The organism is Phaeocystidibacter marisrubri, assembly GCF_008933165.1.
GTDB classification, from domain to species: domain Bacteria; phylum Bacteroidota; class Bacteroidia; order Flavobacteriales; family Schleiferiaceae; genus Phaeocystidibacter; species Phaeocystidibacter marisrubri.
Genome location: NZ_WBVQ01000001.1, coordinates 127,497 through 153,093 on the forward strand (window position 1 = coordinate 127,497; position 25,597 = coordinate 153,093).

At 44.9% G+C, this 25,597-nt stretch carries 23 protein-coding genes; 18 read left to right on the top strand and 5 right to left on the bottom strand.

The features are described from left to right. Nucleotides 1–6 precede the first annotated feature (6 nt). Both ruvB and queG read left to right on the top strand, forming a co-directional pair. A complete protein-coding gene (ruvB, locus tag F8C82_RS00555) occupies nucleotides 7–1,032 on the top strand; it encodes a Holliday junction branch migration DNA helicase RuvB (RefSeq protein WP_151691492.1) in 1,026 nt (341 codons plus the stop codon). After that, on the top strand, nucleotides 1,032–1,955 hold the full coding sequence (gene queG / locus F8C82_RS00560) for a tRNA epoxyqueuosine(34) reductase QueG (RefSeq protein ID WP_151691493.1): 924 nt from the start codon (nucleotides 1,032–1,034) through the stop codon (nucleotides 1,953–1,955). Before ruvB ends, queG begins: the two co-directional genes overlap by 1 nt. Here the strand turns inward: queG and F8C82_RS00565 are convergent. From F8C82_RS00565 to F8C82_RS00585, 5 genes are all read right to left on the bottom strand, one after another. Continuing rightward, a complete protein-coding gene (locus F8C82_RS00565; protein ID WP_151691494.1) occupies nucleotides 1,946–2,551 on the bottom strand; it encodes a porin family protein in 606 nt (201 codons plus the stop codon). The two genes, queG and F8C82_RS00565, sit on opposite strands and share 10 nt — an antisense overlap. Next, nucleotides 2,548–3,393, bottom strand: coding sequence for an Omp28 family outer membrane lipoprotein (locus tag F8C82_RS00570; protein ID WP_151691495.1), 846 nt, complete (start codon nucleotides 3,391–3,393; stop codon nucleotides 2,548–2,550). The genes F8C82_RS00565 and F8C82_RS00570 overlap by 4 nt, the downstream gene beginning before the upstream one ends. 19 nt (nucleotides 3,394–3,412) lie before the next feature. Beyond that, nucleotides 3,413–5,104, bottom strand: coding sequence for a DUF6029 family protein (locus F8C82_RS00575; protein WP_151691496.1), 1,692 nt, complete (start codon nucleotides 5,102–5,104; stop codon nucleotides 3,413–3,415). Further along, on the bottom strand, nucleotides 5,104–5,586 hold the full coding sequence (locus F8C82_RS00580) for a TlpA family protein disulfide reductase (RefSeq protein WP_151691497.1): 483 nt from the start codon (nucleotides 5,584–5,586) through the stop codon (nucleotides 5,104–5,106). Before F8C82_RS00580 ends, F8C82_RS00575 begins: the two co-directional genes overlap by 1 nt. A gap of 79 nt (nucleotides 5,587–5,665) precedes the next feature. After that, a complete protein-coding gene (locus F8C82_RS00585) occupies nucleotides 5,666–7,609 on the bottom strand; it encodes a T9SS type A sorting domain-containing protein (protein WP_151691498.1) in 1,944 nt (647 codons plus the stop codon). A 96-nt stretch (nucleotides 7,610–7,705) separates the two neighbouring features. Here F8C82_RS00585 and F8C82_RS00590 point away from each other — a divergent pair, with 96 nt between their 5' ends. From F8C82_RS00590 to F8C82_RS00665, 16 genes are all read left to right on the top strand, one after another. Continuing rightward, complete coding sequence (locus F8C82_RS00590; RefSeq protein WP_151691499.1) at nucleotides 7,706–8,413, top strand: T9SS type A sorting domain-containing protein; 708 nt, start codon at nucleotides 7,706–7,708, stop codon at nucleotides 8,411–8,413. A gap of 170 nt (nucleotides 8,414–8,583) precedes the next feature. After that, nucleotides 8,584–9,159, top strand: coding sequence for a Holliday junction branch migration protein RuvA (ruvA, locus tag F8C82_RS00595; RefSeq protein WP_151691500.1), 576 nt, complete (start codon nucleotides 8,584–8,586; stop codon nucleotides 9,157–9,159). 2 nt (nucleotides 9,160–9,161) lie between these two features. Further along, nucleotides 9,162–16,502 carry a T9SS outer membrane translocon Sov/SprA gene (sov, locus tag F8C82_RS00600; RefSeq protein WP_170266099.1) on the top strand — a complete coding sequence of 2,447 codons (7,341 nt, stop codon included), beginning with the start codon at nucleotides 9,162–9,164 and terminating at the stop codon, nucleotides 16,500–16,502. A gap of 53 nt (nucleotides 16,503–16,555) precedes the next feature. Further along, nucleotides 16,556–16,936 carry a glycine cleavage system protein GcvH gene (gene gcvH / locus F8C82_RS00605; RefSeq protein WP_151691502.1) on the top strand — a complete coding sequence of 127 codons (381 nt, stop codon included), beginning with the start codon at nucleotides 16,556–16,558 and terminating at the stop codon, nucleotides 16,934–16,936. Next, a complete protein-coding gene (locus F8C82_RS00610) occupies nucleotides 16,929–17,306 on the top strand; it encodes a VanZ family protein (protein WP_170266100.1) in 378 nt (125 codons plus the stop codon). Before gcvH ends, F8C82_RS00610 begins: the two co-directional genes overlap by 8 nt. A gap of 57 nt (nucleotides 17,307–17,363) precedes the next feature. Further along, nucleotides 17,364–18,086 carry a hypothetical protein gene (locus F8C82_RS00615; protein WP_151691504.1) on the top strand — a complete coding sequence of 241 codons (723 nt, stop codon included), beginning with the start codon at nucleotides 17,364–17,366 and terminating at the stop codon, nucleotides 18,084–18,086. Nucleotides 18,087–18,133: 47 nt separating this feature from the next. Then, entirely contained in the window at nucleotides 18,134–18,844 is a 711-nt protein-coding gene (locus F8C82_RS00620) for an energy transducer TonB (RefSeq protein ID WP_151691505.1), read from the top strand. Between the two features lie 75 nt (nucleotides 18,845–18,919). Further along, nucleotides 18,920–19,717 carry a 3'(2'),5'-bisphosphate nucleotidase CysQ gene (gene cysQ, locus F8C82_RS00625; protein WP_151691506.1) on the top strand — a complete coding sequence of 266 codons (798 nt, stop codon included), beginning with the start codon at nucleotides 18,920–18,922 and terminating at the stop codon, nucleotides 19,715–19,717. Between the two features lie 56 nt (nucleotides 19,718–19,773). After that, complete coding sequence (cyoE, locus tag F8C82_RS00630; protein WP_151691507.1) at nucleotides 19,774–20,682, top strand: heme o synthase; 909 nt, start codon at nucleotides 19,774–19,776, stop codon at nucleotides 20,680–20,682. A 5-nt stretch (nucleotides 20,683–20,687) separates the two neighbouring features. Further along, nucleotides 20,688–21,272, top strand: coding sequence for a cytochrome c oxidase subunit 3 (locus F8C82_RS00635; protein WP_170266101.1), 585 nt, complete (start codon nucleotides 20,688–20,690; stop codon nucleotides 21,270–21,272). A gap of 28 nt (nucleotides 21,273–21,300) precedes the next feature. Then, nucleotides 21,301–22,248 carry a cytochrome c oxidase subunit 3 gene (locus F8C82_RS00640; protein ID WP_151691509.1) on the top strand — a complete coding sequence of 316 codons (948 nt, stop codon included), beginning with the start codon at nucleotides 21,301–21,303 and terminating at the stop codon, nucleotides 22,246–22,248. An 18-nt stretch (nucleotides 22,249–22,266) separates the two neighbouring features. Continuing rightward, on the top strand, nucleotides 22,267–22,596 hold the full coding sequence (locus tag F8C82_RS00645; protein ID WP_151691510.1) for a cytochrome C oxidase subunit IV family protein: 330 nt from the start codon (nucleotides 22,267–22,269) through the stop codon (nucleotides 22,594–22,596). A 35-nt stretch (nucleotides 22,597–22,631) separates the two neighbouring features. Continuing rightward, on the top strand, nucleotides 22,632–23,324 hold the full coding sequence (locus F8C82_RS00650) for an SCO family protein (protein ID WP_170266102.1): 693 nt from the start codon (nucleotides 22,632–22,634) through the stop codon (nucleotides 23,322–23,324). Then, a complete protein-coding gene (locus F8C82_RS00655) occupies nucleotides 23,321–23,854 on the top strand; it encodes a DUF420 domain-containing protein (RefSeq protein ID WP_151691512.1) in 534 nt (177 codons plus the stop codon). The genes F8C82_RS00650 and F8C82_RS00655 overlap by 4 nt, the downstream gene beginning before the upstream one ends. Beyond that, nucleotides 23,844–24,098 (top strand): hypothetical protein, encoded by a 255-nt coding sequence (locus F8C82_RS00660; RefSeq protein WP_151691513.1) that lies wholly within the window; start codon nucleotides 23,844–23,846, stop codon nucleotides 24,096–24,098. The genes F8C82_RS00655 and F8C82_RS00660 overlap by 11 nt, the downstream gene beginning before the upstream one ends. A 77-nt stretch (nucleotides 24,099–24,175) precedes the next feature. Next, nucleotides 24,176–25,597: a TolC family protein gene (locus tag F8C82_RS00665; protein WP_151691514.1), complete on the top strand. Its 1,422-nt coding sequence runs from the start codon at nucleotides 24,176–24,178 to the stop codon at nucleotides 25,595–25,597.

A 25,597-nucleotide genomic window follows, 5' to 3' on the forward strand; every position in this document is an offset into this window, starting at 1 on the left:
TAGCCCATGGATAGATTGCTAGACGGAGACGAGAGCGGTTTTTCACCTGAAGAACTGGATCTAGAGAAGAAGCTTAGGCCGGCGTCGTTTGACGACTTTGCTGGACAGGATAAGGTTCTCGACAACTTGCGTGTCTTCGTTGCGGCGGCAAAGGGAAGAGGTGAAGCGTTGGATCACGTCCTTCTACATGGCCCTCCAGGTTTGGGAAAAACCACCTTGGCCAATATCATTGCCAATGAGCTCGGCGTGGGGATTAAGATTACCAGCGGGCCTGTATTGGACAAACCAGGTGATTTGGCCGGACTACTGACCAATTTAGAGGAGAATGATGTCCTCTTCATTGACGAAATACATCGATTGAGCCCTATTGTAGAAGAGTACTTGTATTCCGCAATGGAGGATTATAAGATCGATATCATGATAGAAACGGGACCCAATGCAAGATCGGTTCAGATTGGATTGAATCCGTTTACCTTGGTCGGTGCAACTACCCGTTCAGGTTTATTGACCTCTCCACTTCGGGCACGTTTTGGGATCAACTCCCGACTCGAATATTATTCAACGGAACTCTTGTCCAACATCGTCGAACGATCGGCAATCATCCTAAATGTGCCAATGTCAGCTGATGCATCGGTAGAAATAGCGAGAAGAAGTAGAGGAACACCGAGAATCGCCAATGCATTATTGCGTCGTGTAAGAGACTTTGCACAGGTGAAGGGCAACGGATCCATTGATGTTGAAATCGCTCAGTACGGTTTGAATGCACTAGATGTAGATGAACACGGATTGGACGACATGGACAACAAGATATTGACGTCCATTATCGATAAGTTTAGAGGTGGACCTGTTGGATTGAACACCTTGGCAACGGCTGTTTCAGAACAAGCCGACACCTTGGAAGAAGTGTATGAGCCCTACCTCATTAAGGAAGGATACTTAGTTCGTACCCCTAGAGGCCGAATGACCACGGATAAGGCGTACAAGCACTTGGGTAGAAAGCGCCCTGCGGATCAAAGAGGTCTTTTCGATTGATGACGCTTCGCGAAAGATCAGAGCTCATTAAGCGCAAAGCTTCAGAGTTGGGTTTTGCTGGATGCGGTATTTCTCCTGCTGGTTTTTTAGAAGAGGAAGCTCCCCGACTGGAGAAGTGGTTGCGAGATGGTAATCACGGAACCATGGGATGGATGGAGAATCACTTCGACAAACGCCTTGATCCAACCTTGCTCGTTCCTGGAGCAAAGAGCGTGATCAGCTTCACTTTGAATTACTTTCCTGAAAGCGTTCAGTCGGATGCCAACGCCCCTAAAATTGCGAAGTATGCCTATGGCGAGGATTATCACTTCGTCATTAAAGATAAGCTCCGGGAAATGGTCGATTTCATTAAGTCTACCATTGGAGATGTAGAAGGAAGAGCATTTGTGGACTCTGCACCTGTTCTCGATCGTGCTTGGGCGGCAAAGAGCGGATTGGGTTGGATTGGAAAGCACAGTCTCTTACTGACGAAGAAATCAGGATCTTTCTTTTTTATTGGGGAACTGATTTTGGATTTGGAGTTAGAACCAGATGGACCGACTACTGATCACTGTGGGTCATGTACGGCATGCATGGATGCTTGTCCAACCGATGCGATCACCGCTCCTTACGTGGTAGATTCTAACAAGTGTATTTCCTACTTGACGATTGAATTAAGGGATGCTATTCCAGAGTCGTTTGCAGGTGAAATGAACGATTGGGCCTTTGGATGCGATGTTTGTCAGGATGTTTGTCCTTGGAATCGCTTCTCCAAACCGCATTCTGAACCGAGATTTAATCCCAGAGATGGAATGCTAGAAATGAGTAGGGAAGAGTGGATGGATATCTCCGTTGATGTTTTCAACGAGATTTTTCGAAAATCCGCAGTGAAGCGAACAAAGTATGAAGGCTTGATGAGAAACTTGAAATTTCTTCAGAAGTAAAAATACAGAGCCATAGCAATTGTCACGGAATGCTTCCCTTTGATCCAATCATCAAAAAGTCCTGGACCTCTATAAACGATTCTCCCGTCTTGAATTCTACTCAAACTGTAATGTGACCTCAAGTTGATGATCGTCGCATCAGTGAGCTTATAACTCACTCCTAGGATGCTGTTCAATACCAAAGGGTAGTACGCAGGATCTGGCTCGTAGCTCCCATACAGATTACTCTCTTTGGTAATGATGTTTAAATCTGCCGAAAGCCCGCCTTCAAACACCAATCGTTTGTAATTGTATTGGGCAATGAGAGGAATGGAGATTTGATGTAAATCTGCGCGGAAGAGGTTGCTGGTGTCGGATACCGGTTCTCTAGAACCTCTCCAGATGTACATCAACTCCAATTGTCCAGCCCACTTTCCTCCGAGGTCACGGTTGGTGAAGAAACCTGCTTGAAGGCCGATGTGGTCATATCCCCCTAAGCCATCTCCGTCAATTTGATTAGCGGTGATACCTAGTTGGAATCCCCCAGAAAAATACTGGCTCCTCGCGGTTAGTGAAACCAGGAGGAGCCAGAGGAATATGAGTGTTTTTTGGATCATTGAACGTCTTCAGAGATAACTTGCATTACTTCTTGATTGGCATCATCAATCACTAGGCAAATTACTTTCAGATTGCTAGTATTCCAACTAGCGTCCAAGGCCGTGGTATAGTTGACATCAAAAGAAGCGCTATCTGAAATCGCGCCACTTGCCAAGGCGTCGCCCATAGGCTGTGTGATGGCCTTTCGAAGAACGTTGTGGTGAACGTAGTTCGCATCACGTGTGTCGTCTGGCATAAGTTGCGGAGCTACCACGTCATTTTCAACGAGGTAGATGGCAATTTTATAAGTGCCGTTTTGGTCGCCTATAAAGGTAACTGTGGCATCTGTCAGTAAATTCGATCCAGAAACCGTTCCCGTTGCTTCAATTTTGGCAATGGCCAGTTGGTCAATCAAAGCCGCAGATTCACCGGCCCATGAATTATAGAGCTTAAAGTGGCTAATGCCAGTTCCGGTATAATCCAAACGGCTTACCATTCCAATGGGCTGAGCGGGAACTCCTCCAAAGAAGGAAGCGATAGCATCACCATCTGCCGTTCTAAAATCAGTTGGATAATCAGGAGGTAGTGGTGCCGTGAACTCAGATGGCCCTGAATGGATACCAATTGCAACGACTCTGTCTCCGTACAAATCAGTGATTTGTTCTATGGCCTTTGAAGCCTTTGGACAGTTCTTGCAACGGTGTCCGGTGAAGTCTTCGATGAGAACATTACGGTACACGGTATCGTTGCTCGGAGGGTTTACTACTCCGCCATCCTTCAATGGATCTTCAATTACGTCACAACTCATTATTCCGAAGATGAATGAGGTGAAGATGGCAACAGGAATCAATAATTTCTTCATGATCTTTCTTCGTTTCCCGTTAGAAATTGGTGGTTACAGAGAGGCTCAAACCGTTGCTTGGAGGAACCACTCGACAGATGCCGCCCACACAGAAGATACCCGCTTGTTGTCTACCGTAACTCATTTGAATACGGGTTTGTCCCGAGTAGTAAGTTACAGATCCTATTGGATAAGTTAGACGTTGAGCTGGGTCAGTATGACCGTAATTGTGAATGGTTTGCATGGAGAAGAACCAGTGAGGGCTCCATCCGTATTCCAGCAAAACCATGGCCATGTCACCACGGTATTGATCAGAGAATGCTCCCTGCAATTCCATACGTATGCTATGTTGTGGACGATAGTTCCAGATCAATTCGACCACACCTGCGTTCACAAATGCAATTTCTTGAACGTTAGGATTATTCATCACCACTTGGTCTGCTACACCATCTTCCAAAACAGACTTGTTGTAGAAGAAGTTGTAGTATGTACCGATCACCTTCCATTCGCGTGAAATCTTCTTGCGAATTTCAATGTCGAAGTCGGTGTAATAGTGCACTTGTCCCTGCTTGAACCAGTCGGTTTTGTAACCATCTGTTCCCGCTTCTCCGATCGGCACACCAGGCTCCACTTCTTCTTTGTAAAGACTATAAGCATCGGCATAATTCACGGTAACGAGTGTTCCGTATTTGCCACCGAGCAGGGTGCTGCGATCAAACTTGTAGCTCACCTGAATTTGTCGACCAACCTCTCCATTGATTTGCGTTGCATAAGGGAAGAGGGCTGGAAGGGAATAGGTGTGCAGCTTGGTGGTAGGAGGAAGGTAGTTGATAAACGCTTCGAATTCCTTGCCATTGCGATCGCTGCGGAAAGCCATGTTGTCGATTCGCTTAAAGCTCGCAATAATTCCCAAACCGCGTTGGGTATAGGTGAGCGTAGACAATAAACCTTGGCCATCGCGGAAGATATTACCATTGTCAGCCGATGGGTCATTTGCCTTGTAAACGTATTCGGTGTTCCAAATAAACCCTCCGCGTTGTACCGTTAGTCGACCAGCACCAGCCCCTACGTTTTCTGGTAGGTTGTAGAAAGGATCGTTGGCCGATTGGTACTTACTCACAAAGCTACCACCAATGGTAAAGCGCCACTTGTTTTCCGCCATGGCGGGAATGGCTTCGTTCAGGCTCATGTTTGCATCTAGACCGCGAACAACGCCTGGGGCTTTGTCGAAATAAACGCGTTGCTTTCCGATCACGCCTGTAAGTTGTAGACCCTTCATCGGAGCGTATTTCAATCGAACACCATCCATCACGTTATCCAGACCGAGGCCGCGCTCTTCGTAAGCGCGGAAGATCATACCCGAACCAAACTGCTCGTAAAAGTTACCTACCGTAACATCCAATCCATCTTTCACAAATTGGAGGTAGCGGTAAGTAATGCCTTCCCCGGTATATCCAGTTGGGAAGCCAAGAATTACGTTTTGATAGTTCTCGTAGCGCAAACCTGCGCGGAAGTTTCCGTGAGAATAATTGAAGTTGGCGAAACCTTGACCTAGGAATCTTTCATCGGGGTAGAATTCCCCTAATGGGTCAATAGATTTATCGCGAACGTATAGTTGACCATCAAACTGGAAGTTCCCATGGAGGGTTCCCCAGTTCTCTTGGTTTTCTTGCGCATGTAGACTTTGGAATCCGGCAAGGATGCCAAGTCCAAGGAGTAGTTTCTTCTTCACTATTCAGCGGCTTCGCGAATGACTTCCATCAAGTGAATTTCATCACCTGGGTTGTACTTGTTACTCGTGTAAACTAACTCTCCACTCTTGTTGTACACCATGGTGTGTGGAACGTTGTTTACCCCCATTGTTCTGCGGAGGTCACTATTCGTGTCTAGGTATACGTCGTATTCCCAACCGCGAGAATTCACTTCTACACCAACAGTAGAGGCAGTTCTTGGGTCGTCAATAGAAACGGCAATTACCAATACATTGGTTTCATCTTGAAGGTCGATGTAATACTCGTTCAGCGCTTCAAGTTCTTTTTTACAAGGAGAGCACCAAGTAGCCCAAAAGCTAACGACCACTGGACCGTCGTGCTCAATGGTGGATGCATCTACCGTTTGGCCATCAAGAGTTTTGATGGATACTTGTGGGAAAATCTGCGCTTTGGCAGCTGTGCCCAATACTAAAAAGCTAAGTGCGAATAGAAAACTTCTCATGGTGTATTATTAAATGAGGAACACCGACGGAGTTTCCCTCGTCGGTGTTCTATACTATTCAATGTTTGTGCCGTACTACTTAGTGAGTAACGTTCAAACGAAGAGTTTTAACAGTGCTGTTCTGACGAACTTGTACCACGTAAACTCCAACAGGAAGGTCAGCCACATCAAGAGTGATGTTTTGAGCTCCTGCAGAAACTTCAGTGTTCAATGTGCTTACTGTACGTCCGTTAAGATCAACTACATTCACTTCAACTGCACCACCTTCAACTGCATCGAAGCTAAGTTGAGCAGTGTGGTTAGCTGGGTTAGGGAAGATGATCATTTCAGCAAGACCTTCTTCATTAACACTCAAAGGAGAGTTAGAAAGCCATACGTTGTCGATGAACAAGTTGTTACCGTAATCAGAAGTTGCTTTGAACTTAACGATAAGCTCAGTTGCACCTTGCATAGATGAAGGGATACCTGCTTGCGCCATCTTCCAATCGCTAGCTGCAGTTGGGAAGTAAGGGCTAGTAGAAGGAGCAGCAACAGTGTTCAAGTTAGAACCAGCAGCACTCCATACAGTAGTCCAAGTTTGACCACAGTCATCCGATATCATTACTTCAAGCATATCGTTTTCTCCTGCGTACGTCTTAGATGCTCTTGAGAAGAACAAGCTAGTGTACGTAGAGTTGCTAATATCAACCTTAGGCATGATCAATTCACTAACGGTGCCAGACTCAAGGTAGAAGAAACCGAACAACATTGACTTGTTCGATGCAGCGTAACCGCCCATCATACCTGATCCGTTTACGAATGCAGCATCAATAACAGTGTTGTACGTTTTGTTTCCACTCAAGATCATGTTGCTAGGAACGCTTCCTGAAGTAGCATTTTCGAAGTTTGCATCGAATGGAGCAGACTGAACGATTGGAGAAAGAACGTTCAAAGTGAACGGCTCAATATCGTTGTCCAATTTGTTGATTTCGATAGCACCACCGTTTGCATTCGTCACCTGAGCTTGGAAGTTGTTCGAAGCGTAAGGAAGAGAAATGTTAGGGAAGTTCACTGTTGCAGTTGCACCAGAAGCCAAAGAACCAGTCCATGCTTGAGTAGTCCAAGCTCCACCGTTGATTCTGTAACGAACGTCAGCAGAAGTTACGGTAGCCTGACCTTCATTGGTGATTTCGAAAGAAGGAGTGGCGTTTCCAGCACAAAGATCATTTCCAGATGCAGTAAGGTTTGCAATAGAAAGATCTGGGTTGCTAGTTACAAGGTTGCCTGCTGCTGAATGAGAAGCCTGCATGATTTCCTTTGTACCATTTTCTTGGATGTAAGCTACCACACCAACTTCGTTGTAGTTGTAGATGTGAGTAGGAAGAGCTTCCGCAAAAGTGTAAGTCATCGTTGCGTTAGTAGGCCATGAATCTTGCATAGCTGTACCAGCAGCGCTTGGGTACATTTTGCGAGATACGTGGTAGAAATCTTTCTCTCCATTGGTTCCTGGAGGCGTTGCGAAGTTGATTTCTTCCTCGATAACGTTAACGTGAAGACGAAGTGATCCAGCTGATTGTGCGTTAACAGTGAATCCGTCTACGTTCGTTACAACAACGGTAATGTAAATTGAATCTAGGTCGCTAGAAACAGTGTGTGACGTACTCATCGTGAAAGATGAAGATACTTGAGCGCGTGAGTCAATAATTGACTGGGTCAAGTAAGCTGGGTGCGTCTGATTGCTTCCAAAAGTAGATCCGTCAAGACGACCATTTGGAGCAGAGTTCACACCGTAATAAGTAAGGCGTGCGTTTGCATCTGTTGGCCATGCGTTGTAAATAGGTCCTGCTGATGGAATCGGCACTTGGTGCTTCAACATCAAAATTTTAGTAGGGTTCGATTGAACCAAAGCATCTAAGCCAGGGTTCGTCGAAGCACAAGGTCCACAGTTTTCACCTGTGTACTCTTCGAATAGGGCAAGGCGTTGGGTTTGCCCGATAGCCGCCATGCTCAAAAGCGCAAGCGACAAGGTGTAAAGCTTCTTCATTAAACAAACAAATTAAGGGTTACGGACGCCCAAATTAAGATTTGTTTAAATTTGTGCCTACTGTTTAGCAGGTTTTTTACACTTGAAACCATATTAATGAAGAAGATTTACACTTTAGGAATAGCGTTATCATTGACATTGAGCTCTTTTGTACAGGCTCAAAGCTTGTCTTTGGTAACCATGGATACCAATACCGTGGCTAATTCATCTTATTTACATGAAGTAAAGGCGCACGTTACTGTAACGAACAATGGTCCTGAAGCCACTTTCGAAATGGCTCGCATTTATAATGGTTCCGTTGGTATTGCCGACAGTAACTATTTCTGCTGGGATTTATGTTACGGCGTTGGTACCGATAGCTCTCAATTCGGTGGAGTTACTTTGGCAAACGGTGCTCGAAATTCAGATTTCTACATCGGTTGGTATATCAAAGGCAACAACGTTACCGAGAGTGATTCTGTTATCTACCGTTACTACAATGCGGCGGATGTGAATGATTACTTGGATATAGTTTTTCATTTGAGCGTTGCTCCGTCGATTTCTATCCGCGAATCAAAAGCGGTTACTGTGAACGCTTATCCTAACCCTGCCAAAGATCGCCTTACAGTTCAAGTGGGAAACATGGATCACGGAGTGGTTCGATTGATGAACTTGGCAGGTATGATGGTGTCTCAAAAGAATTTTACAAGCAATTCTACTCCCGTTGAAATGGAAGTAAGAACGCTTCCTGCTGGAGTTTACATGCTTCAAGTTGTAAACGACGGTCAAATTCTAAATACGCAAAGAATCGTTGTATCCCACTAGTAGAGCGGGTTTATAAAGAAATGTTAAAAAGGGTTCTCTTCGGAGAGCCCTTTTTCTTTTATAGAATTGTAAATCATTCATTTCTAGGTGTACGATTTTTCTATTTTTGGCGTTTTGATGCCGCCCTCCCACCACAAAGGAGGGGGTAACTTATAAAAACAACTTCCTGCATGTATCACCATCTCAGAGGTCGCCTCGTAGAGAAGAGTCCCACATTTGTCGTTATTGAGTGTGCGGGTGTAGGGTATCATGTACATATTTCATTGAGTACCTATGCAAAATTGGGTGCGGATGAAAATGTGCTGCTGTATACCCATCTCGCTGTTCGAGAAGATGCGCATACTCTTTACGGTTTTGCCGTGAAGGAGGAACGCGAAATATTCCGCCAATTGATTGGTGTGTCTGGTGTAGGGGCGAATACAGCTAGAATGATTCTAAGCTCTCTCCAACCTGAAGAGGTTGAATCTGCCATCCGTTCGGAAAATATCGGACTGTTAAAAGGCGTTAAAGGCATCGGTGCTAAGACCGCTCAAAGAATCGTTGTCGATTTGAAAGACAAAGTGGGTCTGCATCTTGACAGTACATCTATGGCTGCCGTGAAGTCGAGTAGAGAAGAGGCTGTTGCAGCCTTGGAAATTTTAGGCTTCTCCCGCGTGTCCGTAGATAAAGTGGTGAGTGCGCATCTTAAAGAAGATGCCAATGCCTCGGTTGAATCGATTATTAAAAACGCCCTCCAGAAACTCTGAGTTTGAGAGTACCCGTTGCAAAACCGTTCCTATTGGCTGTTGTGATCACGCCTATTCTCCTGTCGTTTGGATGGGTGAATTCTAGCGTTGATGCCGTTGATCTCATTATTGAAGATGGGCGATTTGCCCTTGATACAGGGGATCCAGATTCGCTGATATATCCCATTCCTGAAAATGGCGATGGCGGCTTGTACCTTAACAATCCTTCCAACTTTAGGGAAGAAGTGACCTATGATCCCGAAACAGGACTTTATACGATTCAGAAGTACATCGGTAGTGTTCCTGTTGGGTCTCCAACTATCCTAACTCAAGATCAATACAAAGAACGAGCGTTTGGAGAAATTGATGCTGAGTATTTTCCTCAGCGCGTTCAAATGTCTTCACGTGCTGAATCTATGGGAGGTGGAGACGATAGAGAGTCGGATGGTTTGATTCCTGAAATCCGAATCAATAGCCAAACTTTTGCTGACATCTTTGGAGGAAATACCATTGAAATTCGTCCGCAGGGTACTGCAGAAATCCGAATCGGTGCCCGATATCAAAAAATTGAAAACCCAATTATCCCTGTTCGAAATCAAAGAACCTTCGCGTTCGATTTCGATCAACGTATTCAAATCAATATCACGGGTAAAATTGGTGAACGCTTGTCGCTAAGTACAAACTATGATACTGAAGCCACCTTCGCTTTTGAGAATAAGATGAAGTTGGGCTTTGAAGGACAAGAAGACGATATTATTAAGAATCTGGAAATGGGTAACGTTTCCCTTCCAGTAAACAGTTCTCTCATCACTGGGGCGCAGAGTCTCTTCGGGGTGAAAGGCAAGTTCCAGTTTGGTAAAACAACGGTAACAACGGTTTTCTCAGAACAGCGCTCTCAATCCCAATCTATTAGCGTTCAGGGTGGGGCAACGCAACAAGAATTTGAAATTTGGGGCGATCAATACGAAGCGAACCGCCACTATTTCTTGAGCCAGTATTTCCGCGATCATTACGAAGAGTGGTTGGCTTCTATGCCGGTGGTTAACTCACCTGTTCAAATTACAAAGGTTGAAATCTGGGTAACCAACCGTAGATCGGTTACAGAAGACGTGCGAAACATTGTGGCTTTCATGGACCTTGGTGAAAATCAAGGAGACGCCTATCGTGATGGTAACCGACCACTTGGTGGACCGGATATTTTCCCAGGTTCGTCATCTAGCCAGTTTCCAAACAACGGAGCTAACCAATTGGAGCCATCTGCATTGGCAAGTGCCTATCCAGGCGTGCGCGATATTGGCGATGCGAATGCCGTTTTGAATTCTGCGGGCTTTATTGAAGCGACAGAATTCGTTGAGTTGACGAATGCTCGTAAACTTCAACCTTCGCAGTTTAAACTCGATCCTCAATTGGGTATCCTTTCCTTGAATGAGGCACTCAACCAAGATGAAGTCCTTGCTGTGGCCTTTCAATACACGGCTTTTGGTCAAACTTACCAAGTGGGGGAATTCTCGAACGACGGGGTGAACCCTCCAAGCACACTCATCTTGAAAATGTTGAAGAGTACCATCTTGGATGTGAAAACACCACTTTGGGACTTGATGATGAAGAACGTTTATTCACTCGGAGCCTTCCAAGTGTCTCAAGAGGATTTCCGCCTCCAGGTTCTTTACATGAACGATGAAACAGGAACCCCAGTTCCATATCTTCCGAATTCCAACTTGGATGACTCATTGCTTCTCAACGTAATGTCTCTCGACCAGTTGAACTACAACAACGACCCGGTTCCCGATGGTTTGTTTGACTTTGTGGAGGGAAGAACGATCAATTCACAGAACGGTCGGATTTTCTTCCCCGTATTGGAACCTTTTGGAGAACGATTGTCGAGTAACTTGACGTCTCAGGAAGCGAGGGAGAAGTATGTTTTCCAAGAGCTCTACGACAGTACGCGCTTTCGGGCTCAAGAGCAGACTCAAAAGAACAAGTATTTGCTGAAAGGTCAGTACAAGTCTTCTTCAGGTTCTGTTATCCAATTGAATGCTTTCAACATTCCTCAAGGATCGGTAACGGTTTCTGCGGGTGGTGCAAAACTAACCGAGAACCAAGACTATACGGTAGATTACAACCTCGGACAAGTTCGGATTATCAATGAGAGTATTCTCAATTCCGGTGTTCCTATCAATGTGAGTTTCGAGAATAACTCACTCTTTAATTTCCAGACGAAGACTTTCGCAGGGGCTACCTTCGATCATAAGTTCAGCGACAATTTCAATGTGGGAGGTGCTTTGCTCCACTTGCGTGAACGTCCACTGACTCAGAAAGTGAACTTGGGTGATGAGCCTATCGCCAACACTATCTGGGGGCTCAATACACAATACAATACTGACGCTCCTTTCTTGACAAGAATGGTAGATGCCATTCCATTCATCGATACCAAAGAGCCATCTTCCATTACTTTCCAAGGGGAATTCGCACACATGATTCCGGGATCTCCAAGTGGGATTAAGATTGGGGAAGATGGTGCAACAACGTACATCGATGACTTTGAAAGTAGTCAGACGAACATTGATATTAGAGGGGCCACAAGCTGGTTGCTCGCTTCAACCCCAGCTGGACAGCCAAGTCTATTTCCAGAGGGGAATCTCACACAAGACTTAGCTTACAACTACAATCGTGCTAAGCTAGCTTGGTATATCATCGATCCAGTTTTCTATCAGGACAATGCCCAAACGCCGGATAATATCCGAAGTGATAAGAACCTTATTTCAGATCACCGTACTCGTCAAGTTCCTATCAAGGAGGTATTCCCGAATACGAGTTTACAACAGGGTACAACGGTTCAGAATATCGCCACTTTCGATTTGGCTTTTTACCCAGAAGAACGCGGTCCATACAATTACGAAGTAGGTCCTACCAACTTCTCTGCAGGTATGGGTGCTGATGGTAAGTTGAATGATCCCGATTCTCGTTGGGCTGGGGTAATGCGACCGCTTCAGGTAAACAACTTCGAAGAACAAAATATCGAGTTTATCCAGTTTTGGATTATGGACCCTTATGCGGAAGATTCCGTTGCTGCAGATGTAGGGGATTTGTACTTCAATTTGGGTTCGATTTCTGAAGATATCCTCAAAGACGGAAGACAGAGTTTTGAGAACGGTCTAGATCCAACAGGAGATATTTCGGACCTAGATTCTACAGTTTGGGGGTATACGACACAGAATCAACCTATCGTAGATGCGTTTGATAACGATCCAACAGCTCGTGCTAATCAAGACGTTGGTCTGGATGGATTGAGAACTGAAGACGAAAGAACTTGGAGATACCTCAATCAGCCATCTTACACGGAACGAGTGGAAAGTGAATTTGGGGCTGCATCTGTTGCCTATACAAAAGCTAATGCCGATCCATCTGCTGACAACTTCGGCTACTACAGAGGGTCTTCACTCGATAATGCGAATGCAGGTATTCTGAGAAGATACCGCGACTTCAACGGTACAGAAGGCAACTCGAGCATCGAACAAGTAGATGGATATCCAGCCTTTGCTACCAACCTTCCAGATAAGGAGGATGTGAACCGTGATCTCACTTTGAGTAAAACGGAAACGTACTTCCAGTACAAAGTTTCCATGGCAGAGGCGGATTTACAAACGGTGGGTCAGAACTACATCACTGATATACGTTATGCTAGGAATGTGAAGGTGCCGAATAGTGAAGTGCCGCGAGAAGTGAAATGGATTCAATTCAAGATTCCAATTTTTGAACCTGATCAAACCATTGGTCAGATTGGTGACTTCCGCTCTATTCGCTTCATCCGTATGTTCTTGAAAGGCTTCAACCGTCCTGTTGTATTGCGTTTTGCGCGATTGGATTTGGTGAGAGGAGAATGGAGAAGATACCGATTCGACCTAAATGTGTTGAACGAAAACGTTCCTATTGATGGTGACGGTTCTACGATATTCAACGTGAATGCCGTGAACTTGGAAGAAAACGGAAGTAGAGATCCAATCAACTACGTTCTACCTCCGGGCATTGACCGTCAGGTGCTCTTTGGAACCACTTCTACCGTGCAGGCCAATGAACAGAGTTTGTCCCTTTACACTTGTGGTCTAGAAGATGGCGATGCGAGAGCGGTATTCCGCAACCTGTCTATGGACATGAGAATGTACGGTAACTTGAAGATGTTCGCTCACGCTGAAGCTGGAGGACTCAACGAGATTCTCCGCGATGGTGATGTCAACCTCTTCGTTCGAGTAGGTTCCGATTACAATAACAACTACTACGAGTACGAGATTCCTCTTACCGTAACACAGTTTGGCGAAACCGATCCAGATCGAATTTGGCCTTCTTCCAACGACATTGACCTCGATCTTGATTTGTTCAAAGAGGTGAAGTTGGAACGCGATCAGATGATGCAAGGAAACCCGAATTTCAGTCGTCAAACACTGTATTCTGTTCCAAGGGGTAGAGGTTCTGTGAGTGTATTGGGTAGTCCAAACCTCGGCAATGTTCGCACCATCCTTATCGGTATTCGAAATCCTAAAAAACGCCTCAATGATCCTACTGATGACGGTCAGGATAAGTGTGCGGAAGTTTGGGTGAACGAATTGCGCTTAACAGACTTCGACAACCGCGGAGGTTGGGCTGCAAACGCGAGAATGACCGCAAAGCTCGCGGACTTCGCGAATGTGTCGCTAACCGGTAACTACAGTTCTGTTGGGTATGGTAGTTTGGATCAAGGTCCTCAAGAGCGAAATCAGTTCGAAGCATTGAGCTACAACCTTCAGACGAATGTTGAAATGGGTAAGTTCTTCAATGACGATATCGCCCTTCGTATACCGGTGTTCTTCAACCTTAGTGAGGAGTGGCAGAATCCAATGTTCAACCCATTGGATCCAGACATTGAATTCCCAACTGCATTGGAGAATTTGGAGACTACCGCTCAGCGAGATTCACTTAAAGCCCTTTCTCAAGATTACACGTTACGCAGAGACATCAACTTGACGAACGTTCGAAAGGATCGATCGGGCTCCAGTACAAGACGTCCACAGTTCTATGATATTGAAAACTTCTCCGTGAGTTACAGCTTCTCTGAAGTGTATCGGAGAAATGTCAACACCCAATTGGATAGAAGGGTAGATCACCGAGGAACCTTGAACTATACCTTCCAAACCAGCGCGAAGCCTTGGAAGCCACTTGAGAATGTAGTGACTAGTGAGTATTTGAAATTGATTCGCGACTTCAACTTCCAGTGGTATCCACAGCGATTCTCGTTCCGAGGAGATGTGGTGCGTAGCTATCAGCAGCTACAGATGCGAAATGTGGACAACCCAGATCCGAAGTTTGCACTTCCTGAAAACTGGAACAAGAACTTCCGCATGGATCGGAACTACAACGTGGCTTGGGATCTAACCGAAAGAATTAAGATTGACTATACCGCTTTGCAGCGCGTGCGCTTTGACGAGCTAGCGGGCCCCATTAGCAATCCAGCTGCTCAAGAGTACCTGAGAAACAATCTTGAAGATTTAGGACGACCAACCAACTACCACCAAACCCTACAAGTTACGTGGCAGCTCCCGGTGGACAAGATTCCATACTTCGAGTTTGTCAATGCGAGTTTGAGATACACAGGTGATTACGATTGGCAGGCCATTTCACTGATTGCTCGAGAAGATACTGCATTGAATTACGGGAATACCATTCAAAACTCTGCGAACTGGCAGGCGAACTTGAATTTGAACATGTCTACATTGTACAACAAGTTTCCTTTCATCAAGAGGTTGAGTCAGCCTGCGGGTGGAGGTAATCGTAGACTTGGGCCGGTGAGAAGACAGTTGCCGGGATCGGGCAATGCAGCGGCCGAGGATCAAGCAGACGACGACAACAAGGATGGATTCGGAATGAAGCTCGCTCGATTTGGGGTAGGGCTACTCACCATGGTGAAGAACGTGAATGGTACGTATACCATCAACCAAGGTACCTTGTTGCCGGGGTATCTTCCAGAGCCGGTCTTCTTCGGTATGTCCGATGTCTCGGGATGGTCTCCAGGTGCTGCTTTTGCGTTGGGTTGGCAAGTGCCTGTTGCCGAACAAATGGCAGAATTGGAACTCGCAGATGATCCAGCACTCACCAATGATAAGTACCTCACGCAGCGCAGAGGTCAGCCGAACCGCTATACCGAAATGGAGAACACCAACCTTCAAGTGCGCGGTACAATCGAACCCATTTCTGACTTGCGAATTGATGTGAACTTCACACGGACGACGGGTTATAACTACAATTCTGTATTCCGATATATCGGTACTAATCCAGATGATCAAGTATTGAGAGACGCCTTCGGAACCGGTTTCCAGCATCTCAATCCTATGTCGGTAAACACCTACAGCATCTCTTGGTTGGCATGGGGAAGTGCATTTGAATCGAGTTCAGATCGTGAGTCGGTAGCGTACAACCAGTTCCTCGAAAACAGATTTGTGTTGTCGGGCAGATTGGCGGAAGATTACGCCCTACAGGATCCTAACTACAACCCAACCTTTGATCCCGATAGTGGATATTCAGGTTATAGTGTGTTCTCACAACAGGCCATGATTCCAGCCTTCATATCTGCCTATGGTGGTGCGCCATCTGATCAGATTGGTATGACTTTGAATGAGCTTCCAAAGGTTCCGATGCCTAACTGGAGATTGAATTACACTGGTCTGATGCGCTTGGAGTGGTTCAAGGAGAATTTCTCCAGTTTTGCCTTGAGTTCATCGTATAGCTCAACGCTACAAGTGGCAAATTATCAAACCAACTTGCTTCGTCAACAGCAATTGTTAGAGAATCCGAATGTAAACCCTAGAGATCTTTCGGGCGACTTCATGCCGGAATTCCAGGTGAGTCAGGTTTCCATGACTGAAGCTTTCCGACCGTTGGTGGGTTTCAACATGAGAATGAAGAACAACACCACGTTCAAGTTCGATTACAATCGCGATCGGAACATATCCATGAGCTTGGCCAACCAGCAAATCACAGATACCAAGGGCAATGAAATTACCGTTGGTGCGGGTTACATCATCAAGGATGTGAAGTTCAACTTTATCACTACTGGTGCTTCAAGAACTCCAGTGAATTCAAACCTAGAGTTGCGTGTTGATCTATCCATTCGGGATAATGTTACGGTGATACGAAGAATTGCAGTGGGGCAGAACCAGATTACCGCAGGGCAGAGGCTCACAACCATCAAGTTTACAGCCGACTATAAGATCTCTCGTAGAATCACAGCTCAGTTGTACTACGATCAGAATATCGCTGTCTTCAAAACGTCCAGTGCATTCCCTACCAATCGCATTCAAACGGGTATCAGTATTCGTTTGAGTTTGGCCAACTGATTCCTTTGAAAACAAGAGTGGAATCTGCTACATTTGTGAAAAATTAGAGCCTCATGAATATTCCTGCTGAACTGAAGTATTCCAAAGACCATGAATGGGTACGCGTAGAAGGCGACGTAGCTGTTGTTGGTATTACCGATTTCGCTCAAGGTGAGCTTGGCGATATCGTTTTTGTTGATATCGATCAAGAAGGTGAGACCCTTGACGCCGAAGAGGTATTCGGTTCTGTTGAGGCTGTTAAAACCGTTTCTGACTTATTTATGCCCATTTCTGGTGAAGTGGTTGAAGTGAATGAGGGTCTTGCTGATGAGCCTGAAAAGGTAAATGCGGATGCTTACGGCGAAGGATGGATGGTGAAGATCAAGTTCTCAGATGCATCTGAAATTGACAACTTGATGTCTGCCGATGAATACAAAGACCATATTGGTGGATAAGAAATCCCCTATTTTATATTACACCCCAGTGATTAGCTGGGGTGTTTTTGTTTTGGTCATGAGCCTTCTTCCATCTCGTGACCTCCCTGATGCACTTATTGAAGTGAGTGATCTATTCATTCATGCATGTATTTACGTAGCGTGGACGATGCTGGCGTGCTGGGGTTATGTTCAAGTACACCAGAGAATGAAGCAATCGGCGTACATGGTTATACTCTGCTGCGCGCTTGTATTTGGATTGGGGGTGGAGTTCGCTCAAAAGTACCTCACTGATTATCGCCATTTTGAATGGGCAGATATCCTTGCCAATTCTACTGGATCCATTGTTGGATTGGGGATTACCTTCATCCTTTCCAGAAGAAAAAAATAATTCTTCTTTTTTGGTCTGATTCTTGTGTCTTTTCATGCGTATTAAAAACTTATATGTATGAAGTCATCAGCCAACAAAAAACTAGAGAGGTATCGTGCCACCTTCTTCCTCGTTGGATTGGTGCTTGCTCTCTTCGCTGCTCTCACAACGTTAGAATACCAAGCGCAATCTACACTGGCCTACAAAGGTCCTGCATTACCTCTTGAAGAGGATACCATACTCATCATTCCCAACACGCATATTCAAGATCCTAAACCTCCACAACGAGAGTTTTCGGAAGCGAGTGATTTAGATGATATCGTTAAGCCCAACCCTACCAATTTTAAAATCGTGTTTGATGGTGTAGATATCCGTTCGGATGAATTTACATCAGGAGATGAGGAGATCCCTCTTATTGAAGGAGAGGAGCTGTTAGATTCTATCCCTGTTGAAGATTTTATGATGGATAGATATCCCATCTTTTCAGGATGTGAAAGTCTCAAAGACAACTTAGAGCGTCAGCGTTGTTTAGTTCGCGGAATTCATGAGAAAGTTCAAAATCAACTGAGAGTTTCAAGTAGTTCGGTACAAACTTCTGGAAGAGTGAGAATGCTTGTGGAGTTTGTCATAAAAACGGATGGCTCTACAGAGGTGGTGGACATTTCATATGCACCGAATATGGATGTAGAAATGCAAGTGAAACGTATAATTGAAGGTCTTCCGGAGTTTGTTCCGGGACTATACCAGGGGAGGGAGCGCTCCACTAAAATGTCGCTTCCAATTTTGATTGTACTTAATTGAGGCTAAGTTTAGAGTTTACCTTATCTTAGCAGCACAAATTTCTTCGGATGAAATCGAGAAAAAACTTTAAAGCCGACTTAGAGAGCAAGCGTGGCCTCTTCCGCGACATAGGGTTAGTCCTAGGTTTGTTTGCGGTTTACATCATGTTTGCTCATAAGACGTACGCTCCTCAAGTAGAAGCGTTACAGGTCACTGCGACCTTCGACGATGAAATGATTATTCCGATTACGGAAAGACCGCAGGAGCCGCCTCCGCCGCCACCTGAAGCGCCGCCTGAAGTTTTGGAAATCGTTGAGAACGATGTGGAAATTGAAGAAATCGAGTTCGAAAGTACAGAGGTTACTGAAGATACTGAGATTGCTTTGATTGACGAAATTCCAGAGGCATCTGATGAAATTATGACCTTCGTAAACGTTGAAAACAAACCTGTTTTCCCTGGTTGCGAAGATGAACCGACCGAAGACGCTAAGTTCTTGTGTTTCCAAACACAGATTAACAATCGTCTTGTTCGTGAGTTTGAGTTCCCTGAAATGTCCCGTCAAATGGGTTCACAGGGTAAAGTTTGGATCGATTTCGTAATCGAGAAAGACGGATCTGTAAGTAATGTTACCGTAGCTCGTTCGAGTGGTGATGAGTATATCGATCGTGAAGCAGTTCGTTGTGTTCAACAAGAGTTGCCAAAGTTCGTGCCTGCTAAGTCGGGTGGTAGAGCTGTTCGTATGAGATATACTGTGCCTATCAACGCGAAGCTTCAGTAATTCATCTATAGAAATTTTAAACCCCTGGCTGTTTTGTCAGGGGTTTTTTCATTCCATATCCAACCAACCTAGATTATGAATAATGATGTAGCTGCTATCAAGGCAGCACTACTTGGAGGTAAGGCCATACTTGAAGTTTACCACCGTGAGGATACCATTCAAGTTTTAGAGAAGGATGATAAGTCGCCATTGACCGAAGCTGATACTGCCGCGAATGCGGAGATCGTGGAGATTCTAAAGGACACTCAAATTCCCATTCTAAGCGAAGAGGGAAAGAAGAATGCGTATTCCGAACGAGCTGAATGGAAAACGCTTTGGGTTGTTGATCCATTGGATGGAACGAAGGAGTTTATCAAACGCAATGGAGAGTTTACCGTCAACATCGCACGCGTCATTGATGGTGTTCCTGTTTTCGGTGTCATTTATGTTCCCGTTCAGAATACGCTATACTTCGGAGGAACTGATTTAGGTGGTTCTTACAAAGTGGAGCGAATTGATAGCAATACTCAGTTTGAGACATTAGAAGAGCTCATCAAAGCTGCTACATCACTGCCAGAAGAAAGCAAACGACCATTTACTGTGGTGGGAAGTCGTTCTCACATGAATGAGGATACGGAGAAATACATTACTGAGCTAAAAGAAAAGCACGGTGAGGTAGATATGATCTCTGTTGGATCATCTCTGAAGATATGTATGGTGGTGGAAGGCAAGGCCGATGAATACCCTCGTTTTGCACCCACCATGGAGTGGGATACTGCAGCGGGACACGCATTGGTGCTTGGAGTTGGAAAGACGATGGTGATCCCATCTTCAGGTGAATCCCTTCAATACAATAAAGAAGATCTACTCAATCCGTATTTCTTAGTTCGATAGAACCTGAGATACATCTTGGTGGAGGAGACTTTGAAGCGTATCTTTGTGCCCCTGAAATGAAAGGTTCAATTTCTACATCTCAAACGGAGAGAATGCCAGCTGAAAGTGCAAGACTTTCTGATTATGCGATGCTATTAAAGTTTCGCCTAACTTCCAGTGTGGTGTTTTCTGCAAGCGCAGGTTACTTGCTAGCCGCTCCTTTTTTTGAGGTTTCTACCTTTTTAGCTCTTATCCTTGGCGGATTTTTGGTGGTGGGCGCATCCAATGCTTACAACCAAGTTTGGGAACGTGATAGAGATGCATTGATGAACAGAACTAAGAATCGTCCGGTTGCCACCGGTCGCCTATCAGTTCTTGAAGCCCTCATCGTGAGTACAGTTGCGTTGATTGGAGGAATTAGTCTCCTGTATTCCATCAATCCATTGAGCGCGATTTTTGGACTAGCTTCAGTAGTCTTGTATACTTTGGTATACACACCGATGAAAGCCAAAGGTCCGTGGGCCGTGTTTGTGGGCGCTTTTCCAGGTGCCATTCCATTTATGTTGGGATGGGTGGCTGCAACCAACGACTTCGATATTGAACCGGGAATACTATTTCTCGTACAGTTCCTATGGCAGTTTCCGCATTTTTGGGCTATTGGTTGGGTTGCATACGACGATTATGCGAAGGCAGGGTACTATTTATTGCCCAATCGCAAGCCTGATGAAACGGCTTCAAACTTGATCATAGTCTACACCATGTTCATGATTGTGGCGAGTGTACTTCCCGTCTTTGGCTTTACTGGAACTCTTGTGCTTTCTGATCCCGCCGCTTTGATTGTCCTTGTTCTCGGAGCATGGATGTTGAGATCAGCGATCTTACTTAAGAAGAATCCATCGAAAGAATACGCTAGAAAACTCATGCTTACGAGTGTGGCTTATCTACCGCTTGTTCAAATTGTATATGTGATTGATAGATACATCTAATGGCAATGGCAGATTCAGCGCTAAAGAACGATAGAAGAAGAGCCGCTAAACCACTCTTGTGGATTGGCATAGCTTCCATGATTATGGCCTTTGCAGGTCTAACTTCTGGATACATCGTCTCGCGATCGTCGCTTATTGAAGCCAATACATGGTTGTATTTCGATATTCCGTCGGAATTCTACATATCAACAGCGATTATTATCGCGAGTAGTTTTGTGATGACATTTGCTGTTCGATCTGCTCGAGCAGGATCGATGGGAAAGGCAAAATTGCTATTGTTGCTCACCTTGATCGCTGGACTTGTTTTTTCAGGTTTTCAGGTAATGGGGTGGAGTCAACTCACTCAAAATGAGATTCGTTTTACAGGAGAAGGTAGTAATGTGGCCGGCTCTTGGTTTTATATAATCACTTGGTTTCATCTCCTTCACGTAACGGGAGGGGTGATCACTTTGTTGGTTACTTGGGTCAAAGCGCAGATGGGGAAATACAGTCAGGATGACTACCTAGGAATTGAAATGGCTGCCATTTTCTGGCATTTCGTTGACATCTTATGGATTTTCCTATTCCTGTTTTTGGCAATTTTTCGTTAAACTTGCACCGCAATTTAATCCGGTAAACATGGCGACGAATACGTCTGTTGAAGTGCCTCAAGAGAAACTATGGGGCGGAGGGAACCAGCCGATGGGCGCGAGCTACGGCAAAATGATGATGTGGTTCTTCTTGATTTCAGATGCCTTGACATTCTCAGGCTTCTTAACTGCATATGGCCTTATGCGCTTCAAGTATGAAGAAACATGGCCAGTTGCTGAAAACGTGTTTACCCACTTCCCGGGTATCGATGGTGATCAACCATTGCTCTACGTAGCATTGATGACCTTCATCCTCATCTTGTCTTCTGTAACCATGGTTATGGCAGTACACGAAGGGAAGCACAAGAAAAAGATTCGCGTTGGGCTTTGGATGTTGGCAACCATCGTTGGTGGTGCTATCTTCTTGGGATCACAGGCGTGGGAGTGGTATCACTTCATTGTTGGTGATAACGGCGCAATCGAATTGTCTTCAAGAGAGATTATCCGTCCAGCGGATGCAGAGGGTAACTTCATTTCTCTTTCTGAACTGGTTCATCCAGGTGCGGAAGGTCATGGTCACCACGAGCACTTCACTATAGAGCAAGTTCGAACTTCTTTCGCAGAGGGAGATTTTACCCTTCGTTACCCTGGTAAAGGGGTGCGCGGCGAAGATGGCGGGTATACCCACACCGTTATTCCTCACGATGAAGCGATGAAGCTTTTGAATGAAGAGAATACCATGGTGGTGCAAGGTGCTAATATGACTCGTAACGAATACGGTCATGTTCAATTTGCAAACTTCTTCTTCTTCATTACCGGTTTCCACGGTTTCCACGTGTTCTCAGGTGTGGTGTTGAACTTCATCATTTTCTACAATGTGATGTTGGGTACATACGAGAGAAGAGGTCATTATGAAATGGTTGAGAAGGTTGGTTTGTACTGGCACTTTGTCGATCTCGTTTGGGTATTCGTATTTACCTTCTTCTACCTAGTTTAATTCTACAGAATAAGAGTTATGTCTGATAATCACGCACACGGAGGAGTTCGTAAACTCGTTATGATTTTCCTTCTACTACTCGTTGTAACGTTTGTAGAAGTAATGTTGGGTATCTACAAAAGCGATTTAGGAGCACTGTTGAATGAACCAGGAGGATTCACTTCTTGGTTGAACATCATCTTCATCTTGCTTACCCTTGTAAAAGCCTATTATATTGTTGAGGTGTTCATGCACTTGGAAGGGGAACGGAAGAATTTGCGTCTTTCGATCTACTTGCCAGTACTCATTCTGATACCTTATTTGACCTTTATTCTACTTACTGAAGGTAGTCACTTGTTCGGTGTTTAATGGCTCAGCAAGAGAACAACAAAAGAAAAAAGGCAGTGTTAATTATCTTATTAGCACTGCCTGTTTCAGTTTATTTAGCCGCTGTTTTTATCAGTGGTGAAATAACTTTTCGCTCGTTGGACTTCGTTGGTCCAAAAGAAGTGACAGTAAATGATGAGGGGGAAGAGGAGACCGTTTACTACACGGTTCCCGATTTTTCTTTCACGGATCAAGATGGGAATACGGTTACCCGTGAGTCCATGAAGGGAAAGATTTACGTGGCTTCATTCTTCTTCACGCGTTGTCCTACCATTTGCACACCTATGAATTACCACCTCAAGAGTGTGTACGATAGGTTGTATGCCTTTAAGGATATTGCCTTCATCTCTCACACGATTGATCCCACTCACGATAGCATTGCCCAACTCAAGGCATATGCGCTTGAACGCGGCATTAACAACAGCGAGAAATGGCATTTCGTGACAGGGTCGAAGGAAGACATCTATTCAATGGCTAGTTCATATTACTTAGCTGCTAATGAAGATTCTACCATGACCAACCACGCTGGATTCTATCACAGTGGTCAGGTGGTGTTAGTGGATTGGGATGGACGTATTCGTTCGGGAATTGACGATGACGGAAACCCAGTTGGCGGTTACGATATTACAGAAGCAAAAGACATCGATCAATTGGTAGATGACTTACGCGTTCTTGCGAAAGAGTACAGGAAAGTGAAAATGCGAGGATGAGAAAGCAAGACCAAATTTGGAAACCGATTATCATTGGATTGAGCATTGTCATTCCGGTTGCAGTAGCCGTGTTGTTTCTGCTTCCTGAGGATATGAAGCTGAATTTGGGCAACGCAAACCTTCGTAGCCTTCCATTTTTTCATGCAACTTTGAACGGTAGTACGGCTATTCTCCTACTTGTGGGGAAAGTTTTGATCAAAAAGAAGCAAGTGACTTGGCATAGATTCTCCATGCTGGCGGCCTTTGTCTTGTCTTCCGTTTTCTTGATTAGCTATGTTATTTATCACAGTAGCACGCCTGATTCGAAGTATTTGGGGGATATGGGATACATCTATTATCCCATACTGATATCACACATTGTATTGTCCATGGCGGTTTTGCCTTTGGCGTTGTTTGCCATCTATCGCGGACTGACCAATGAGATTCAAAAGCACCGCAAAATAGTCAAGTGGACCTATCCAATTTGGCTCTATGTTGCGGTTACTGGAGTGTTGGTTTATGTATTTATGGCTCCGTACTATGTTCACTAAGTCTATCAAGATCGTTTTCATCACATTGGCTTTGGTATTGATTGCTCAATCCGCAGAAGCCCAGTGTGCCATGTGTAAGGCAACCGCAGAGAGCAATGCTCAGGGCGGCGGCGGAATTGCAAGTGGCCTCAATGAAGGAATCCTTTGGTTGATGTTCTTCCCTTATATGCTCTTGGGTGGAGTAGCCTATTTGTGGTATCGTCACAATAAAAAGACGAAAAACCAGGTTGCTAATGAGAACTAACTAGTTCTCATTCCTTTCATGTGGTTGCAAATTTTATCTTTGTTAGGCTACAGAACTGATCAAGCCTAACTCAACCTATGAGAAAATCTGGATATCTCTTACTATCTATTTTTCTAAGCTATTCTTCATTTGCTCAGGATAAAAAAGCCTGGACCTTAGAGGAGTGTATTCATTATGCACTGGAGAATAACATCGACGTTAGGCAACAAGGCCAGAACGTCCAGATGGCAGATTACAATCGCGATGCGAATTCAGCCAACTTTTTTCCTAATCTGACCTTCTCGAGTGGGTACAACTGGAACTTCGGTTACAATATTGACCCCGTAACGAACTTGCCATCTTCTGCTAACCGTCAAACTGGGAACTTCAGTTTGAGTTCACAGTGGGTTCTCTTTGATGGATTGGCCAATGTGAATCAACTTCGTCAGGGACGTATTGATTATCTAGCGGCAACGTATCAGTTGGAGTCGATAAAGAATGACATCACAGTCAACATTTCTTCTACTTATTTACAGATACTGATGAATAAGGAGATTGCGGCTGTAGCGCTAGAGCAGAAGAATACGAGTGCCCTAATGCTCGAAAGCTCGAAAGCGCAATACGATGCTGGATCTATTGCCTACGGCGATTATCTTCAGGCAGAGTCGCAATTAGCTTCTGATGAACAGCGATTAATTCAGGCGCAGAACAATGTAACCTTGAGTATTCTCTCATTAGCGCAACTTCTACAATTGGAAGATCCTACCTCCTTTGACGTGGTATCGCCAGAGTTGGACTTGCCTGCAGGTTCTGTTCTTGCTCGAACTCCCACGGATATCTACACTACAGCGCGAGAGGTACAACCCATTGTGAAAGCGAGTGAGCTGAATATTCAAAGTGCTCAGTACTCCTTGTATCAGTCTCAATCTTCTTATTGGCCTACCATCAGTTTACAAGCGGCGATCAGCACGAACTATTCGAATAGAATTTTCGCCTATGAAGGAGTTTCGGATCAAACCATTCCCATTGGTTTTTGGAATAACTCGGGTTCAGCGGTTCCGGTTTATACAACCACGAGCGTTCCGTACGGACGTTACAGCAAGAATTTTGGCACTCAGTTTTCAGACAACTTGAACGAGTATGTCGGTGTGAACTTGGTGTGGCCAATTTTCTCTCGATTCCAGATTCGAAACCGCGTTCGTCAACAGGAGTTTGCTGTTTCTCAAGCGGAACTCGAATTGGATAGAGTAGAGAACCAGCTTCGCCAAACGATACAAAAGGCTCACGCAGATGCACAAGCTTCACTAAAGAGTTACACGGCTTCTTCCAAAGCTGCCGAAGCGGCAGAGGAAAGTTTGGATTACGCTCGTATTCGAAGAGAAGAGGGGGCGATTTCTCAATATGAGTATGAATCAGCTCGAAACAACTATCTCGCTGCTAAATCGCAACAGCTTCAATCCAAGTACGATTACATTTTTAAGGTTCGCGTGCTCGAATTCTACCTGACCAACCAGCTTTAA